Source organism: Micromonospora sp. CNZ280, from assembly GCF_011759515.1.
On sequence record NZ_JAAOYP010000002.1, the window covers coordinates 238,862 to 254,425 of the forward strand.

15 protein-coding genes are annotated in these 15,564 nt (G+C 73.7%); 6 read left to right on the forward strand and 9 right to left on the reverse strand.

Annotated elements, in window-relative coordinates; genetic code table 11:
• Positions 1–5: 5 nt before the first annotated feature.
• Together FHX32_RS16130 and FHX32_RS16135 are read left to right on the forward strand one after the other, a co-directional pair.
• On the forward strand, positions 6–617 hold the full coding sequence (locus FHX32_RS16130) for a LysE family translocator (protein WP_167183364.1): 612 nt from the start codon (positions 6–8) through the stop codon (positions 615–617).
• A gap of 11 nt (positions 618–628) precedes the next feature.
• Positions 629–1,321: a phenylalanine--tRNA ligase beta subunit-related protein gene (locus tag FHX32_RS16135; RefSeq protein ID WP_167183368.1), complete on the forward strand. Its 693-nt coding sequence runs from the start codon at positions 629–631 to the stop codon at positions 1,319–1,321.
• 182 nt (positions 1,322–1,503) lie between these two features.
• Here the strand turns inward: FHX32_RS16135 and FHX32_RS16140 are convergent, their stop codons facing one another.
• Positions 1,504–2,106, reverse strand: a complete 603-nt coding sequence (locus FHX32_RS16140; RefSeq protein ID WP_167183371.1) for an MBL fold metallo-hydrolase — start codon at positions 2,104–2,106, stop codon at positions 1,504–1,506.
• Positions 2,107–2,201: 95 nt separating this feature from the next.
• Positions 2,202–3,734 (reverse strand): multicopper oxidase family protein, encoded by a 1,533-nt coding sequence (locus FHX32_RS16145; RefSeq protein WP_486481128.1) that lies wholly within the window; start codon positions 3,732–3,734, stop codon positions 2,202–2,204.
• Between the two features lie 170 nt (positions 3,735–3,904).
• Here FHX32_RS16145 and FHX32_RS16150 point away from each other — a divergent pair, with 170 nt between their 5' ends.
• Positions 3,905–4,333 (forward strand): archease, encoded by a 429-nt coding sequence (locus tag FHX32_RS16150; RefSeq protein WP_167183374.1) that lies wholly within the window; start codon positions 3,905–3,907, stop codon positions 4,331–4,333.
• A gap of 37 nt (positions 4,334–4,370) precedes the next feature.
• Here FHX32_RS16150 and FHX32_RS16155 read toward each other — a convergent pair whose 3' ends face one another.
• The 7 genes from FHX32_RS16155 to FHX32_RS16185 all read right to left on the reverse strand — a co-directional run bounded on the left by FHX32_RS16155 (position 4,371) and on the right by FHX32_RS16185 (position 13,341).
• Positions 4,371–5,789, reverse strand: a complete 1,419-nt coding sequence (locus FHX32_RS16155; RefSeq protein ID WP_167183377.1) for an RtcB family protein — start codon at positions 5,787–5,789, stop codon at positions 4,371–4,373.
• Between the two features lie 121 nt (positions 5,790–5,910).
• Positions 5,911–6,339: a hypothetical protein gene (locus tag FHX32_RS16160; RefSeq protein ID WP_167183380.1), complete on the reverse strand. Its 429-nt coding sequence runs from the start codon at positions 6,337–6,339 to the stop codon at positions 5,911–5,913.
• 51 nt (positions 6,340–6,390) lie between these two features.
• Positions 6,391–7,260, reverse strand: coding sequence for a carbohydrate ABC transporter permease (locus FHX32_RS16165; protein WP_167185998.1), 870 nt, complete (start codon positions 7,258–7,260; stop codon positions 6,391–6,393).
• A gap of 38 nt (positions 7,261–7,298) precedes the next feature.
• Positions 7,299–8,354: an ABC transporter ATP-binding protein gene (locus tag FHX32_RS16170; RefSeq protein WP_167183383.1), complete on the reverse strand. Its 1,056-nt coding sequence runs from the start codon at positions 8,352–8,354 to the stop codon at positions 7,299–7,301.
• Positions 8,351–9,673, reverse strand: a complete 1,323-nt coding sequence (locus FHX32_RS16175) for an ABC transporter substrate-binding protein (RefSeq protein WP_167183386.1) — start codon at positions 9,671–9,673, stop codon at positions 8,351–8,353. Before FHX32_RS16175 ends, FHX32_RS16170 begins: the two co-directional genes overlap by 4 nt.
• Complete coding sequence (locus tag FHX32_RS16180) at positions 9,670–10,527, reverse strand: carbohydrate ABC transporter permease (protein ID WP_167183389.1); 858 nt, start codon at positions 10,525–10,527, stop codon at positions 9,670–9,672. Before FHX32_RS16180 ends, FHX32_RS16175 begins: the two co-directional genes overlap by 4 nt.
• 21 nt (positions 10,528–10,548) lie before the next feature.
• Complete coding sequence (locus tag FHX32_RS16185) at positions 10,549–13,341, reverse strand: sialidase/neuraminidase family protein (protein WP_167183392.1); 2,793 nt, start codon at positions 13,339–13,341, stop codon at positions 10,549–10,551.
• Between the two features lie 148 nt (positions 13,342–13,489).
• On the opposite strand from FHX32_RS16185, the gene FHX32_RS16190 reads away from it, so the two are divergent.
• The 3 genes from FHX32_RS16190 to FHX32_RS16200 all read left to right on the forward strand — a co-directional run bounded on the left by FHX32_RS16190 (position 13,490) and on the right by FHX32_RS16200 (position 15,519).
• Entirely contained in the window at positions 13,490–13,684 is a 195-nt protein-coding gene (locus FHX32_RS16190) for an SDR family oxidoreductase (RefSeq protein ID WP_486481129.1), read from the forward strand.
• A 115-nt stretch (positions 13,685–13,799) separates the two neighbouring features.
• Positions 13,800–14,210: an SSI family serine proteinase inhibitor gene (locus FHX32_RS16195; RefSeq protein ID WP_167183395.1), complete on the forward strand. Its 411-nt coding sequence runs from the start codon at positions 13,800–13,802 to the stop codon at positions 14,208–14,210.
• Positions 14,211–14,406: 196 nt separating this feature from the next.
• On the forward strand, positions 14,407–15,519 hold the full coding sequence (locus FHX32_RS16200; protein ID WP_167183398.1) for a DUF5919 domain-containing protein: 1,113 nt from the start codon (positions 14,407–14,409) through the stop codon (positions 15,517–15,519).
• The last annotated feature ends 45 nt before the right edge of the window (positions 15,520–15,564 follow it).

The following is a 15,564-nucleotide window of genomic DNA, read 5'->3' on the forward strand; positions in this document are numbered from 1 at the left end:
CGATGATGACCGTCGCGTTCCTGGTCACCTCGCTCGTCGTGATCGCCACCCCGGGCACCGGGGCCCTCTACACGCTCGCCGCCGGGCTCGGCCGGGGGCCCCGGGCGGGCGTGCTCGCCGCCGCCGGCTCCACCCTGGGCGTCGCCCCGCACCTGGCCGCGGCGGTCACCGGGATGGCCGCGTTGCTGCACTCCAGCGCGGCGGCCTTCCAGGTGCTCAAGTACGCCGGCGTGGCGTACCTGCTCTACCTGGCCTGGGCCACCTTGCGGGACCGCAGCGGGTTCGCCGTCGACCCGGCGGAGCCGGCCCCGTCGGCCGCCCGCGTGATCTCGGTGGCGGTGCTGTCCAACCTGCTCAACCCGAAGTTGACCATCTTCTTCTTCGCGTTCCTGCCGCAGTTCGTCCGGGCCGGCGAGCCGAACCAGTTCACCCGGATGCTCGGTCTGGGTGCGGTGTTCATGGCGCTCACCTTCGCAGTGTTCGCCGCCTACGGGGTGCTGGCCGGCGCGGTACGCGACCGGGTGCTGGCCCGGCCGGCGGTGACCCGCTGGCTGCGCCGGGGTTTCGCCGGCTCGTTCGTCGCGCTCGGGCTGCTGCTGGCCCGCGCCGAGGCGTGAGGGGGGCCGAGATGTTCTTCCAGCACTCCCCCGAGGTCTGGGCTGCGCACCCCGGGCTGGTCGCCGGCCTGCTGTACGCGGAGGGCGTGGCCGGCAAGCCGCGCGCCGACCTGCCGCTGGCCGACCTGCACGCGGTGGCCCGGGACCGGCTGGCCGGCGGCACCGAGGCGAGCTTCCCGGAGATCCAGGCGTGGCGGCGGGCGTTCGCCCGGATGGGACTCGCCCCGACGAGATACCGGTGCGCGTCGGAGTCGCTGCTGCGCCGGCTGCGCACCGAGGGCGCCCTGCCCGAGGTGCACCCGCTGGTCGACCTCGGCAACGCCGTCTCCGCCGCGTACGCCATCCCGGTCGGGATCCTCGACGTGGCGCGGATCGGCGGCGGCATCGAGGTGCGGCCGGCCCGCGGCGACGAGCGCTACCTGACCTTCGCCGGCGCCGAGGAGCACCCGGACCCGGGTGAGGTGATCTTCGCCGACCCGGACGGGCGGGCGCACGCCCGGCGCTGGACCAACCGGCAGAGCGGCTGGTCGGCGGTCCGCGACGACACCGCGACGATCCTGGTGGTGGTCGAGGCGATGCACGACGGCGCCGCGCCGGACGTGCCGCGGGTACTCGATGCCATCGCCGGTGAGCTGCGCCGCGGCTGGTCTGCGCCAGCCCGGACGGCCCTGCTGACCCCGGCCGCGCCGCGCTTCGAGTTCTGAGCCTCCCGCCCCGGCTGGCCGCGCGCCCGGGCGGGTGAGGGCGTTCATCGGGCTGCCGTGCCCGAAGAAGGCCGCGGGCATCACCGTGGGCACGGTCTCGCTGCTCATGCTGCTCCCTGCCGGGGAGGGTGGGGCGAGCGTGACCGAGCCGCCGCCCCGCGGCCGCGTGAACGACGGAGGGCTCAGGCGGCTTCGCCGGGGGCGAGGTAGCGGTAGCCGGGCACCGTCTCGCCGAACCAGCCGTTGACGCTGGCCAGCCCCCGCTCGTTGAGCTGGGCGTCGTGGATCGGGAACACCCGCTCGGCGCCGACGGCGCGGGCGAAGTCGATCGCCTCGGTGAGCTTCAGCCAGGACCCCTGCGCCGGCGCCAGCAGCGTCGGCACCGGCCGCTCGGGGCGGTGCAGCGAGTCGCCCGGGTGGTAGACGCTCTCCTCGACCAGGTAGCCGAGGTTGGCGCAGTCGGGCTGTCCGTCGTGGATGGCGGCGTGTCGCCCGCCGTACGCGGTCACATTGAGGCCGGCGGCGGTGAACCGCTGGCCGGCGCGGACCCGGGTGACCGGCAGCGGGGCCAGGTCGGGCAGCACCGCCTGCTCGGGCGCGAAGACCGGGACGCCGAGGCCGGCCAGCCGCAGCACGTCGACGTGGTCGGTGTGCTCGTGGGTGACCAGCACGGCGTCCGCGCCGGCCAGGGCCCGCGGCTCGCTCCAGGTGCCCGGGTCGATCACCAGGACCGCCCCGTCGTGCTCGATCCGGACACAGGCGTGGGTGAACTTGATGATCCGCACCGGCCGACCGTACGCCCTACCCTCCGCCGCCGCCGTCCCGCCGGGCACCAGCGTCGGCGGCCGTACGCCTCGGCCGGTGGCCGCACGAGCGGCCGTCAGTCGTGGCCGGTGTGGTCGCCCGATCGCGGCGGGCGACCGGCCCGCTGGCCCGGTTCGACCACCACGAACTGGCCCATCATGCCGGCGTCCTCGTGGTACAGCAGGTGGCAGTGGTACATGTACGGCGTGTCCGGGTCACTGTGGTCGGTGAAGCGCATGATCAGCCGTACCGGCCGGTTGGGCGCCAGGTAGACGGTGTCCTTCCAGCCGCTCCACGCGGGCGGCGGAGCGGACCCGCCGACCGAGAGCACCTGGAACTGCACGTCGTGCACGTGAAAGTTGTGCGGGGCGCCGTCCCGGTTGGTCACCTCCCACACCTCGGTGCTGCCTCGGGTGACCGTCTCGTCGATCCGGTCCAGCTCCATCGAGCGGCCGTTGATGCTGCGGCCCGTGAGGGTGAACCGCCGGGTCTGCGCGGCGTCGGCCGGGTCCAGCCGCTCGGTGGGCGCCAGCGTCTCCGGCACCGGCGGCGACGCGGCGAGGGTGCCGGCGGCGCGCAGTTGCAGCACGTCGAACCGGTCCGCCCCGCCCGCGAAGCGGTCGGCCAGCGCGCCCGCGCCCAGCTCGGGCGGGTTGCTGCGCAGGGTCACCCGCTCCCCCGGGCGAACGTCCACCACGATCTCGGCGCGCTCGCCCGGAGACAGCCGCACCCGGTCGACCCGGGCGGTGCGCGGCAACAGGCCGCCGTCGCTGCCGATCAGCGCGAACGGCCGGTCGTCGGAGAGGCCGAAGTCGTACGTGCGGGCGGTCGAGCCGTTGAGCAGGCGCAGCCGCACCCGTTCGGTCCGCACGTCCAGGTACGGCCCCACGGTGCCGTTGACCAGCAGGGTGTCGCCGAGCACCCCGATCCCGGCGATCAGGTTGCGGGTCTTCTTGAACTGGCCGCCGCGGGAGAAGTTGCGGTCCTGCACGATCACCGGGATGTCGTCCACGCCGTAGTCGCGCGGTAGCGGCAGCGCGGCCTCCCGGTCGTCGTCCAGGATGAACATCCCGGCCAACCCCCGGTAGACGTGTTCCTCGGTCTGGCCGTGCGGGTGCGGGTGGTACCAGAGGGTGGCGGCCGGCTGGTTCACCGTCCAGGTCGGCGACCAGGTGGCACCGGGCCGGACCATCTGGTGCGGGCCGCCGTCCATCCGGGCCGGCAGGTGCATGCCGTGCCAGTGCACGCTGGTCTCCTCGGCGAGCCGGTTGACCACGTTGACCACGACCTGCTCGCCCCGCCTCGCGCGCAGCGTCGGGCCGAGGAAGTCGCCGTCGAAGCCGGCGGTGCGGGTCAGCCGCCCGTCGCCGTGGAAGTCGCGCTGGCCGTCCCGGGCGAGCAGGTCGAACACCCGCCGCCCGCGCTCATCGACGCGGGACTCGGCCAGCGGCGGCACGGCCAGCGGGCGGACGAAGTCCACCTGGCCGACGGTGTCCGTACCGCCGCGGGCGAGGGCCCAGCCGCCGACGGCCACGCCGCCGCAGCAGAGTACGAGCACGACGGCGAGCACGCCGATGGTCACCCGGGCCAGGGATCGTCGTCCGGCCACCACGTTGGCACCTCCTGTAGATTCGGTACCTGTAGCGTGCCTGCATATCCGCCGGGTGCCCAGCGGATCCGGCCGGTTTCCGGGACCGCTCCGGGTTCCCCCGGACCGGCTTCCGGGACGGCTCCCGACAACCGCCCGCCCGGCCCGGGCGCGGGGCGGATGATCGGGGCATGGAGCGACCAGCGGAACGGGGACACCGGTGCGTGCCGCACACCGCCGACGTACGGATCGAGGCGTGGGCGCCCACCCGGGAGGCGTGCGTGGCCGAGGCGGTCACCGCACTGGTCGACACGTTCACCGACGCCGACGGGGTTCGGCCGGCGGCCGAGCGGGAGTTCCGGGCGCCCGCCGCTGACGACGCGGACCTGCTGGTCAGCGTCCTCGACGAGGTGATCTTCCGGATGGAGACCGAGGGCGAGCTGCCGCTGAGCACCGAGGTGACCGACGACGGGACGGGCGGCCTGCTGGTGCGCTGGCGCACCACCGACACCGACGCGGTCGAACTCGTCGGCGCGGTGCCGAAGGCGGTCGCCCTGCACGAGCTGCGCTTCGGCCGCGACGGCGCCGGCTGGTCCTGCGCGGTGACCCTGGACGTCTGACGCGCCGGTCAGCGCCCGGCGAGGTCGAAGCGCCCGGTCAGCCCTTCACCACGCCGATCGGTGCCAGCCGGGCGACCTTGCGGCACAGCCCGGCTCCCTCAGCCGACTCGATCACGGCCGAGATGTCCTTGTACGCCGCCGGCATCTCCTCGGCCAGCCCGCGCCGGGACGCGCCGCGTACCACGATGTCCTGGGCCTCCAGTTGGGCGCGCGGGTCCATCCCCCGCTCGGCCTTGACCGCCTGCTTGCGGCTCTGCACCCGGCCGGCCCCGTGGCAGGTGGAGGCGAACGCCGGTGCTCCGGGCACTCCGGTGAGCACGTACGAGCCGGTGCCCATCGAGCCGGGGATCAGCACCGGCTGCCCCACGTCGCGCAGGTCGTCGGGGAGATCCTGGTGGCCCGGCGGCAGCGCCCGGGTGGCCCCCTTGCGGTGGACGCAGAGGCTGCGCTGCCCGCCGTCCACCCCGTGCGCCTCGATCTTGGCGAGGTTGTGCGAGATGTCGTAGACCAGGTCGAGATTCCGGCCGGTCTCCCGCTTGAACACCTTGCGGGCCGCGTCGGCCAGCAGTTGCCGGTTGGCCCGGGCGTAGTTCGCGGCGGCCGCCATCGCACCCAGGTAGGCGCGACCCTCGTGCGAGTCCACCGGCGCGCAGGCCAGCTGGCGGTCCGGAACGTCGATGCCGTACCGGGCCATCACCTTCTCCATCCGGCGCACGTAGTCGGTGCAGATCTGGTGGCCCAGCCCGCGCGAGCCGCAGTGGATCATCACGCAGACCTGGCCGGGGCGCAGCCCGAACGCGGCGGCGACCCGGTCGTCGTACACCTCCTCGACGGTCTGCACCTCCAGGAAGTGGTTGCCGGAACCGAGGCTGCCGACCTGCCGGGCGCCGCGTTCCACCGCCCGCTCGCTCACCTGCGCCGGGTTGGCGTCGTCGACCGCCCCGTAGTCCTCGCAGCGGGCCAGGTCCCGCTCGACGCCGTACCCCCGCTCCACCGCGTACCGGGAGCCGCCGCGCAGCACCGCGTCCAGCTCCGACTGCTTCGACAGGTGCCACACCGCGCCCCTGCCCATGCCGCGCGGGGTCACCGCGCCGAGCCCGTCCATCAGCGGCTCCAGCCGGGTGCCCAGCTCGGCGCGATCGAGGTCGGCGGCGAGCAGCCGGACGCCGCAGGAGATGTCGAAACCCACCCCGCCCGGGGAGACCACCCCGCCGGCCTCGACGTCGGTGGCGGCGACGCCGCCGATCGGGAAGCCGTAGCCCAGGTGCACGTCCGGCATGGCGTACGAGGCGCCGACGATGCCCGGCAGTGTGGCCACGTTCGCCACCTGCTCCAGCGACCTGTCCGCCCCGGCGTCCGGCAGCAGCGACCGGGACGCGAAGACCACCCCCGGTACCCGCATCGGGTCGTGCCGGTCGATCCGGAACCGGTACGGCGACTCCTCCACCAGCTCCATCCGCGCGTCCTACCCGGTCCGGCGGGCGTTACACGCCGAGGGCGGCACGGCGCATCGCCCGCACCCGCGGCCCACCGCCGGCACGGTGACCTCCCGGGATCGCCGCCGGTCCCCGTCGTGGTCAGGCCGGGTCGGCCCGCGTGACTGCGACGGTCTGCGCGATGTCCCGGTCGCCGCAGGCGGCCGGACGGGGCGCCACGTTGCCCCGCACGGTCACCCGCGCGCCGGGACGCAGCGCCGCCGCCACCTCACCGGTCAACGCCCAGCGCCGCTCGCCCACCAGCAGCATGGTGCAGTCCCCGGCGCGCTCCACCGTGCCGGTGAGGGTGCGGGCGCCGAACGGCAGCGGCCCGGGTACCTCGCCGCTGCCGGACGGCGACGGCCCCGGCACCTCGCCGCTGCCGGACGGCGACGGCCGGGGCGGCTTGCCGCTGCCGGACGGCAGTGGTGTCGGCGCGCCGCTCACCTCGGGCAGGTCCGGGGAGGCCGAACACGCGGTCAGCCAGCACAGCAGGCCGACCTCGGCCAGCAGGACCGATGCTCTGCGCATGAGACCAACCTCCGTCACGTGGGACGCGGTGGCAACCGGTCCGGTTCCTCGTCAGAGCCGGTAGAAGGCACGGTAGCGGCGGACCAGCCGCCACTGCACCAACACCGCCGCCACGGTCAGCAGGATCATCACCAGGGTCGCCGCGGCCGCGTAGCCGTAGCGCAGGTACTCGAACCCGGTGCGATAGACGAACAGCGACAGGTAGGTGGTGGCGTACGGCGGCGGGCCGCCGTCGGTGACCACGAACGCCGGCACGAAGGAGAAGTGCAGGCTCTGGATGAGGTCACGCACCATGAGCAGGGCCAGCACCGGCGCCATCAGCGGCAGGGTGATCCGACGGAACACGTCCCAGCCGGTGGCGTCCTCGAGAGCGGCCATCTCGTACACGTCGCGGGGCAGCGCCCGCCGCGCGGCCAGCAGCACCACGAAGGTCTCCCCCATGGTGAACAGGCTCATCAGGATGATCGCCGCACGGGCGTCGGTCGGGTCGGTGAGCCACTGCGGCGGGGTGCGCCCGAGCGCGGTGAGCCCGTTCGCCCCGCCGGTGCGCAGCACCTGGTTGATCGGCCCGTACAGCGGGTTGAGCAGCCAGAGCCAGAGCAGGCCGTAGGCGATCTCCGGCACCGCGGTGGGCAGCACCGCCGCGGTGCGGGCGCCGCCGACGCCGAGCGCGCGGCGGTGCAGCAGCAGCGCCAGGCCGAGCGCGAGCAGCACCCGCAGTGGTACGGCCACCAGCCCGAACACCAGCGAGTTGGCCAGCGACACCCGGAAGACCGGGTCGTCGACGAGGGCGGTGAAGTTGTCCAGCCCGACCCAGGTCGGTGGGCGCAGCAGGTCGTACTCGGTGAAGGCCAGCGCCAGGGTCACCAGGGCGGGCAGCAGCACCAGCCCGACCAGGCCGATCAGGTACGGCGCCAGCATCAGCGCCAACTGCCGGCGGGAGCGGGTGTCCGGCCGGGTCACGGGGCGTACCGTCGGCCGGAGCCGGCGTGGAACAGGTGCACGTCTGGCCAGCGCACGCTCAGGCGTACCGCCGCTCCCCGGTCGGGGCGGCGGGCGGCCGGCACCCGGGCGACCACCGGCTCCCCGCCGGCCAGCCGCAGGTACGCGTAGGCGTCCTCACCGACCACGTCCACCCGCTCCACGGTGGCCGGCGTGCCCTCGGCGTCGGCCCCGGCCAGGGTGACCGCCTCGGGCCGGAAGCCGAGGTCGAGCCGGCCGGTCTCGGTGACCGGCGCACCGGGCGGAGAGTCGCCGGCCGGTCGCACCGGGCCGTCCGCCGGCAGCAGGTTCATCGCCGGGGAGCCGACGAACCGGGCCACGAACGTGCTCGCCGGGGTGCGCCAGATCTCGTCCGGGGTGCCGACCTGCTCGATCCTGCCGTCGCGCAGCACGGCGATCCGGTCGGCGAGCACCAGCGCCTCGGTCTGGTCGTGGGTGACGTGCACCATGGTGGCGCTCACCCGGTCGTGCAGGGCGCGCAGTTCGGCGCGCATCTCCACCCGCAGCGCCAGGTCGAGGTTGGACAGCGGCTCGTCGAGCACGAACACGTCCGGCTCCCGCACCAGCGCCCGGGCCAGCGCCACCCGCTGCCGCTCGCCACCGGAGAGCTGCCCGGGACGGCGGTCGAGCAGCGCCGCGCAGCCGACCGACTCGGCCGCGGCCCGGGCCCGTTCCCGGGCGACCGCCCGGGGCGTGTCCCGCACCTCCAGCCCGAACGCGATGTTCTCGGCCACGCTCAGGTGCGGGAAGAGCGCGTACGACTGGAAGACCATGGACACGTTGCGCCGGCCGGGGCGATCGCCGGTGACGTCCCGCCCGGCGATCCGGATCCGGCCGCCGGTGACCGGCTCCAGCCCGGCCACCACCCGCAGCACCGTCGACTTGCCGGCCCCCGAGGGCCCCAGCACCACGAGCAGTTCCCCGCGGTCCACCGCCAGGTCGACCTCGTGCAGCACGGTCGCGGACCGGTACGCGGCGCTGACGCCGTCCAGGACGAGCCCCGGTTCGCTCACCCGCGCTCCCCGCGGGCGAACAACGGCCGGGTCTGCTGGTCCAGGTCGCGGATCACGTCGTCGAGCCGGTCGCCCCGGTGCATGGCGTTCTCCAGGATCCCGTACGTGACGTCCTCGATCTCCGGCCAGGTGGAGACGGTGGGCAGCGCCCGGACGGTGGGGATGGCGTCCAGGAAGACCTTGGCGCTGCGCGGCGGCTGGGCCGGGCCGAGGAACGCCGGGGACTGCGACACCCCGACGTGCGACGGCACGGTGCGGCCGGTGGCCGCGATGATCCGCTGCCCCTCCTCGGCGATGGCGAACTCCAGGAACCGCCAGGCGGCGTCCTTGCGCTTGGCGCCCCGGGTCATGCAGTACGCGTCGGAGTGCAGCACCCCGGCCTGCTCGCGGTAGACCGGCAGCGACGCGACGTCCCACTCGAAGTCGCTGATCGAGCGGAACGTGGTGGTGGACCGGCGGGAACTCATCAGCATGGCCAGTCGACCGTTGGCGAACCGCGACTCGTCGTCCTCCGCCTCCACCTCCTCGTCGGTGGGCACCACCCCGTACGCCAGCCGCAGGTCGACGAGGTTCTTCAGCGCCTCCCGGGCGGCGGGACCGTCCAGCGTCAACCGGGTCGGTTTCGCCGGGTCGTCGACGATCTCGCCACCGTTGGACCAGACGAACGGGGCGAGCCGGATGATCGACGGTTCGACGCCGAGCCCGTGCACGGCCGGCCGCAGCGCGGCGCCCTCGCTCTCGGTCGCCCTGACCACCACGCCCCGGGCGTCGCGGGTCATCGCGGTGGCGGTGCCGACCAGGTCGTTCCAGGTCCAGCCGGGCTTCGGCTCCGGCACGCCGTACCTGGCGAAGAGCGTGCGGTTGTAGTAGACGGCCAGGCTGGAGACGTTCTGCGGCAGGCAGAGCTGCCTGCCGTTCCACTTGAACGCGTCCATCGCCACCGGGTAGTAGTCGGCCGGGTCGACGGCGTCCGAGGCGGCGATCCGGTCGTCCAGCGGCTCGACGACGTCCTTGGCCGCGAACTGGCCGTAGAACCGGTAGTTCATCAGGAACAGGTCCGGCGGCGCGCCGCCGGCCACCGAGGTGGCCAGCCGGGCCAGCAGGTCCTTGCGGTCGCTGGCCTCGATGAGCTGCACGTCGCCGCCGGGCCGGGCCTTCTCGTACGCCTCGATCAGGGTGCGGTAGGCGGCCAGTTCCTCCGGGGCGCCGAAGACCAGCAGGCGTACCGGGCCGTCGGCGGGCGAACCCGACCCGGACCCGCAACCGGTGGTCAGGAGCACGGCGGAGAGCAGCAGTGCCAGCAGGGCCTTCGGTCTCATCGGTTCCGTCCCGTCGGGTCGTCGTGGTGGAGGAAGCGCCGTTGGGCCAGCACGAACACGGCCAGCGCGGGCGCCGTGGCGAGGACCGCCCCGGCCAGGAACACCGGGAAGTTCGTCGGGTCCAGCACCGACAGCGAGCGCAGCGCCAGCGGCAGGGTGAACAGGTCGCGGTCGTAGACGTAGACCAGCGGGTCCAGGAAGTTCGACCAGGTGAGCACGAAGGTGAGCGCGGTGAGCGCGGCGGTGACCGGGCGGACCAGCGGGAGGGCGACCCGCCACCAGATGCGCATCGGGGAGAGGTCCGCCACCAGGCAGGCGTCGTACAGGTCGGCCGGCAACGCCCGGAAGGCCAGGTAGTAGACCAGGACGTAGAGCGGTGACGTGCCCACCAGCGCCGGCGCGATCAACGGCACCAGGGTGTCGGTCAGCCCGAGCGTCCGGAAGATCGCGAAGCGGGGCACCAGCAGCGCCGTGGCCGGCACCATCAACGCGACCAGCGAGGCCGCGACCACGGTGGCGGTGGTGCGCGGGGCGACCCGGGCCAGCGCGAACCCGGCCAGCGCGGCGACCAGTACGCTCAGCGGCACGGCCACCACTGCCACCAGCACCGAGTTCAGCGACGCGCGCAGCAGGCCGCCGAGCTGGACGGCCTGCTGGTAACCGGTGGTGGAGACCGGATCCGGCACCAGCTGCGGCGTCGGCGACGGCGGCAGGCCGGGTTCGGTGAACGAACCGGAGACCAGCAGCAGCAGCGGCGGGACGAAGACGAGGAGCACGAACGCCGCGCCGAGGGTCCGCCAGACGCGCGTGGCCCGCTCGGGCAGCGGTGAGGGGCCGCTCGCGCGGCCCCTCACCCGGTTGGTGCCGATGTTCGCCTACCTCAGGGGGAGCTGCCAGGCGCCGAGCCCGTGCGAGGCGGCGTAGAGGATCCGCTTGCCCGGCACGATGGTGAGCCCGGCGATCTCCACGTTCGGCATCCCGCCGGCCGCCTTGACCCAGCTCGTCGTCCCCTTGGCCAGTCGCAGCACACCGAAGTCGGTGGCCGCGTACAGGTCGCCGGTGACGTCGTCGCGGACCAGGTCGGTGATCGGCTGATCGCCGAAGTCGTACGAGCGGTCGGCCCAGGTCGCCCCGGCGCCGGCCAGCCGCACCTCGAACGCGTGCCCGACGGTGGCCGGGGTGTTCGAGTTGAACCCGCTGTAGGAGATCCACGCCCGGGCCGGGTCGGCCGGGTCGACGTGGATGCTGGTGACGAAGCGGTTCGGCGTGCTGGCGGTGTCGATCCGGGTCCAGGTCACCGCGGCGGCCGGCTCGGCGTCGGCGTTGCGGGTGACGAAGACCCGGCCGGTGCTGGTGGCCGCGTACGCCGTCGAGGAGTCGCTGGCGACCCGCTGGACCACCGAGACGGCGCCGCCGGCCCGGTCGCCCCAGGCGGCGTCGGTCAGCCCGACGCTGCCCAGCTGCTCCCAGTCGCCGCACCGGGCCTCGAAGGTGCCGGTCCAGCTGTTGCAGATCCGGTTGGCCTCCTCCATCGTCCGGTCACCGAGGCCGAAGGTCTTGGTGCGGTACACCGAGCGGGCGGTGCCGGCGAACATCGTCCCGCTGACCTTCGGGTCGCTGATCACGGGCGCGTAGAAGAGCGTGCCGGCCTGGCCGAAGACGCCGTCGTAGATGGAGATCCAGCTGCCGATGTCGCCGTTGTTGAAGTTCACCTCCGGGGTGGCGTCGTAGTAGGTGTGGAACCGGAACTCCGGCCGGCCGACGTCGAAGCCGGACGCCCCGCCGTCACCGATCATCGTGTTCACCCAGCGGGTGCGCTGGCCCTTGTTCTCCCAGGTGCCGTTGTCCTGGGTGCCGCCCTGCAGCATCCGGTGGTCGTGCGGGCTGACCGAGAGGCTGATGAACTGCAGGGTGGTCATGCCCTTGTTGATGCCGTCCAGCTTCGACGGGATCCGCGAGAGCAGCTGCCGGCAGCGGTCCTTCTGCGCCTGGGTGGTCAGGTTTCGGGCCGGGTTGTCGCACCAGGCCGAGCGGTCCACGAACTGGCCGCTGGAGCGCATCACGCCACCGTCGTTGGCCTCGAAGAACTGGTACGGGTTGCGCGGGTTGGTGACCAGCGCGTGCTGGTCGGGGTGCAGGCCGTTGGGGTGCAGCTCGTCGGTGCCGTCGTAGGTCATGTCGGTGCCGCTGACCCCGGCATCGGTGGAGAGCACCACGGCCCGCTTGTGCGCCACCGTCTCGCCGTAGACGTAGGAGCCGCCGGTGTAGACGATGTCCGGGTGCCCGGCCGGGGTGTGCACGAACACGTCGTACCAGCACTGGCCGGTGCACTGGTTGTAGGTGGCGAAGCCCGGGTCGGCCGGGTTGGCGCTGGTCAGGTCGGTGAACGTGGGCGTCCCGGCGGCCACGTCGTCGCTGCGGAACAGCCGCGAGTAGGGGTTGCCGAAGTTGCCCTCGTAGACGTACATCCGGGTCTTACCGTTCGGCAGGGCGGTCACGTCGATCGCGGCGCGGGTCTGGAAGAGCGCGGCGTTGAGCGAGGGCTTGATCTGCGTCCAGGTGGCGCCGCCGTCCGGCGAGCGCCACACCCCGCGGGCGTACGAGGAGGCGTAGACGATGTTCGAGTCGCGCGGGTCGAGCTTGACGTAGCGCACCCCGCGCGGCGAGCAGGCGGCGGTGTTGTTGTACTCGGCGGCGCTGCCGGTGCACTGGGTCGCGTCGGCCGAGCCGTTGTGGATGAACCGCCAGCTCTTGCCGCCGTCGGTGGACTTGTACAGGCCCCACTTGGCGGCGTCCGGCACCGGCCGGGTGACGCCGGTGCAGCAGGAGCTGGACATGCCGCGCAACGCGATGGTGGTGGCGACGTAGAGCGTCTTCGGTTGACCCGGGACGATGGTGATCTCGGCGAGGCCCTTGCCGGCGAGCACGTCCTTGCCGAGCGGGCCCTGCCAGGTCAGGCCGCCGTTGGTCGACTTGTACAGGCCGACGCCGGCGACGCAGCCGGAGCCGCAGGTGTTCGCCTCGCCGGTGCCGACGTAGATGGTCAGGCCCGTCTTGTCGTTACGGTCGATCTTCACCGAGCCGGCGGCGTTGATGCCCAGCGGCCCGCCGAGGTAGAACCACTTCGGCTCGGGCGCGAGCACGTTCAGGGTGCCCCAGACGCCGCCGCCGGCCGGGGTCACGTAGGCCCGGCAGAGCAGCGCGTTGCAGTCCGGGGCGATGTCGATGGAGGTGACCCGCCCGCCGGCGACGTACTCGTCCGGCACGTAGTTGTAGGCGTTGCGGTACTCGGTGAACGGGTAGAGCGCCTCGCTCGGCCCGACGTTGGTCCACTTCTGGCCGCCGCGCAGGCGCCGCTCGGCGGCGGCGTACGCGGCCTTGGAGCGGTCGACCTGCGCGATGCTGATCGAGTCGGCCGGGTAGGCGCGCTCCAGGAACTCCTGCTGGGCGGCGTTGCCCGGCCCCTCGGGCGACATCCCGTCGCTGCCGGGCACCGCCTGGCGCAGCCGGTCGAGGTGGGCGCCGGTGGCGCCCGGCATCTCGCCGTCGCCCACCGCCGCGGCGGCCGGCACCTCGGCGCCGGTGAAGTGGATGCCGGCGGCACCCGTCGACGCCACCAGGGCGGCGACCGCTAGTCCTGCGAAGAGATGGCGACGTCTGCGCTTCACGAGGGTCCCTCCGGCACGAGTCGGGGTCGCCGCAGCGCGGCGCGGGATTGGCGACCGTCACTGGCAGCGTCCACGCTGGAGGATGTCAGAGCGATCGGCCGCCGACAATCCCCTGGCTGGACCGACCTCGACGGATGGTTGTATCCGCATGCGGCGGGGTAATGCGCGGGGCATGCGGCCGGGTGACGCCCGCGAGGTGGCCGCGGTGGTCGCGCTGCTGGCTTCCCCCGCCGCCGCGTACGTCACCGGAGCCTCCTGGCCGGTGGACGGTGGCATGCTGACGATGGGCCCGCAGGCCAACGCGCTGCGGTCGGACGACTGGCGGCAGGTCAAGCCCTCGTAACAGTTGGTGATGATTCCGGTTCACAGTGTCCACCTAGCGTGGTCGGCGGCCCGGTCACACGACGGCCGGGCCGACCGCCGGCCCCTACCCGGGGCCTCGACCGGAAGGACACACCATGCCCTTCGTCCAGCGGGTCGCCGCCCTGTTCGCGCTGACCGTCCTGGCCACCGGCGCGCTCACCGCCGCGACCACCCCCCGCGCCGCGCACGCCGCTCCCGACCGGCCCATTTCGGTGCTGCTGCTGACCGTCCTGCCGCACGTGCACGGCGAACCGCGGGCCGCCGCACTGCGTTGCGACCCGGCCGGCGGGACGCACCCCGCGGCGACGACCGCCTGCCAGGCGGTGGCGGCCGTGGACGGCGACCTCGGCGCGATGACCCCCGAACCGGGGCCGTGCACCCTGGAGTACGCGCCGGTGACCGCCCGCGCGCTCGGCTTCTGGCAGGACCAGCCGGTGTCCTGGGTGAAGACCTTCGGCAACCGCTGCGCGCTGCTGCGCGAGACCGGATCGCTGTTCGCGTTCTGACCCGTACGTCGCGCGGCGTCCGCCCCCGCGGCGGGCGCCGCACCGCCTCGCCGGACCCGGCCAGCGACGCGGGTGCCCGGTGGAGCGAGCGGACCGGTCGTGAACGGGACAGCGCGCGCGGATCCCGGCAACGTATCCTCCGCTTTCCGGGTGATCACGCAGGCCGGCACGACCGGCGCGACGCCGAGGGGGCCGGATGGCGGGGGCGGGCGGGCGGCGTCGCTGGGGCGGGCGCACCGGCCGGCAGCGGCGGGCGTTCGTCGGCGGCGGCGGGCTGCTGGTCGTCGCCACGGTCATGCTGCTGGCCGCCTGGCGCAGCACCGGCTTCGCCAGTGACCTGCTGCTCAACCTCGGGGCCAGCGTGGTGCTCGCGGCGATCTCGTACGTCATCTTCGACCCGCTGTTCGAGGAGGCCCGCAGAGCCCGGGTGCAGGAGCACCTCAGCTTCGACCAGAAGGCGTTCGTCGACCGGCTGTGCCGCACCGGCCGCCGGGTGCGGATCCTGGACACCTGGACGATCCTGCTGGAGGACCAGCACCGGGCGGAGACCCTGCGGGCGGTCGAGGCGGCCCTGGAGTCCGGCGCCGAGGTGCAGCTGCTGCTGCTCGACCCGGACTGCACCGCCGCGCAGCAGCGCTCGGAGGAGCTGGAACGGCAGCGGGTGGACGTGCCCCGGCAGATCCGGGCCAACCTGCGCCACCTCGCCGCGTTCCAGGAGTCGCTACGGCTGCGGCCGAAGCTGGCCCGCCGGTTCCAGGTACGGATCTACGACGCCTCCCCCTCGATCCAGCTCTACCAGTGGGACGGGCACGCGCTGATCTCGTTCTTCCCGATCGGCAAGCTGTCGTTCAACGTCCCGCAGCTGGAGGTGGACATGGACAGCCCATGGGGCGGGTTCGTGCACGCCCGGTTCGAGGAGCTGTGGGAGCACGAGCAGGCCACCTCGTCGCTGGAGCGCTACTGGACCACCACGGTCACCCTCCAGGACAAGGACTCCGACCTGGTCGAGATGCAGGTGCCGTACGTGACGGTGGACGGGCAGCACTACCTGGACTGCCAGGCGTTCAAGCTGGTCCGGCCGCTGACCGTGCGGGCCCGGCCGCCGGCGCGTACCCCGGGGGTGTTCGGGCTGGCGGAGCCGGCCGACGGCGACCCGATCCCGCCCCCGGTGGTGGCCCGGCTCTTCGATCAGAAGTACGGCCGGGCCGACGGCACCCGCACCGTGCTGCGGCTGGTGCCACATCGCCGGGCGAACGACCGCACCCCGGCGCCCCGCGCCGCCCACGCGGCGGAGCCGCCCGAGGGCTGACCGGCGGGGCTGGGACAATGGGTGGGTCCGCCCGCGCCGCCGCCG

Excerpts from the sequence above, each read along its gene's own strand:
- FHX32_RS16130 (WP_167183364.1), top strand. The coding sequence starts at position 6 with ATGACCGTCGCGTTCCTGGTCACCTCGCTCGTCGTGATCGCCACCCCG.
- FHX32_RS16135 (WP_167183368.1), top strand. The coding sequence starts at position 629 with ATGTTCTTCCAGCACTCCCCCGAGGTCTGGGCTGCGCACCCCGGGCTG.
- FHX32_RS16150 (WP_167183374.1), top strand. The coding sequence starts at position 3,905 with ATGGAGCGACCAGCGGAACGGGGACACCGGTGCGTGCCGCACACCGCC.
- FHX32_RS16155 (WP_167183377.1), bottom strand. The coding sequence starts at position 5,789 with ATGGAGCTGGTGGAGGAGTCGCCGTACCGGTTCCGGATCGACCGGCAC.
- FHX32_RS16160 (WP_167183380.1), bottom strand. The coding sequence starts at position 6,339 with ATGCGCAGAGCATCGGTCCTGCTGGCCGAGGTCGGCCTGCTGTGCTGG.
- FHX32_RS16165 (WP_167185998.1), bottom strand. The coding sequence starts at position 7,260 with ATGCTGGCGCCGTACCTGATCGGCCTGGTCGGGCTGGTGCTGCTGCCC.
- FHX32_RS16175 (WP_167183386.1), bottom strand. The coding sequence starts at position 9,673 with ATGAGACCGAAGGCCCTGCTGGCACTGCTGCTCTCCGCCGTGCTCCTG.
- FHX32_RS16190 (WP_486481129.1), top strand. The coding sequence starts at position 13,490 with ATGCGGCGGGGTAATGCGCGGGGCATGCGGCCGGGTGACGCCCGCGAG.
- FHX32_RS16195 (WP_167183395.1), top strand. The coding sequence starts at position 13,800 with ATGCCCTTCGTCCAGCGGGTCGCCGCCCTGTTCGCGCTGACCGTCCTG.
- FHX32_RS16200 (WP_167183398.1), top strand. The coding sequence starts at position 14,407 with ATGGCGGGGGCGGGCGGGCGGCGTCGCTGGGGCGGGCGCACCGGCCGG.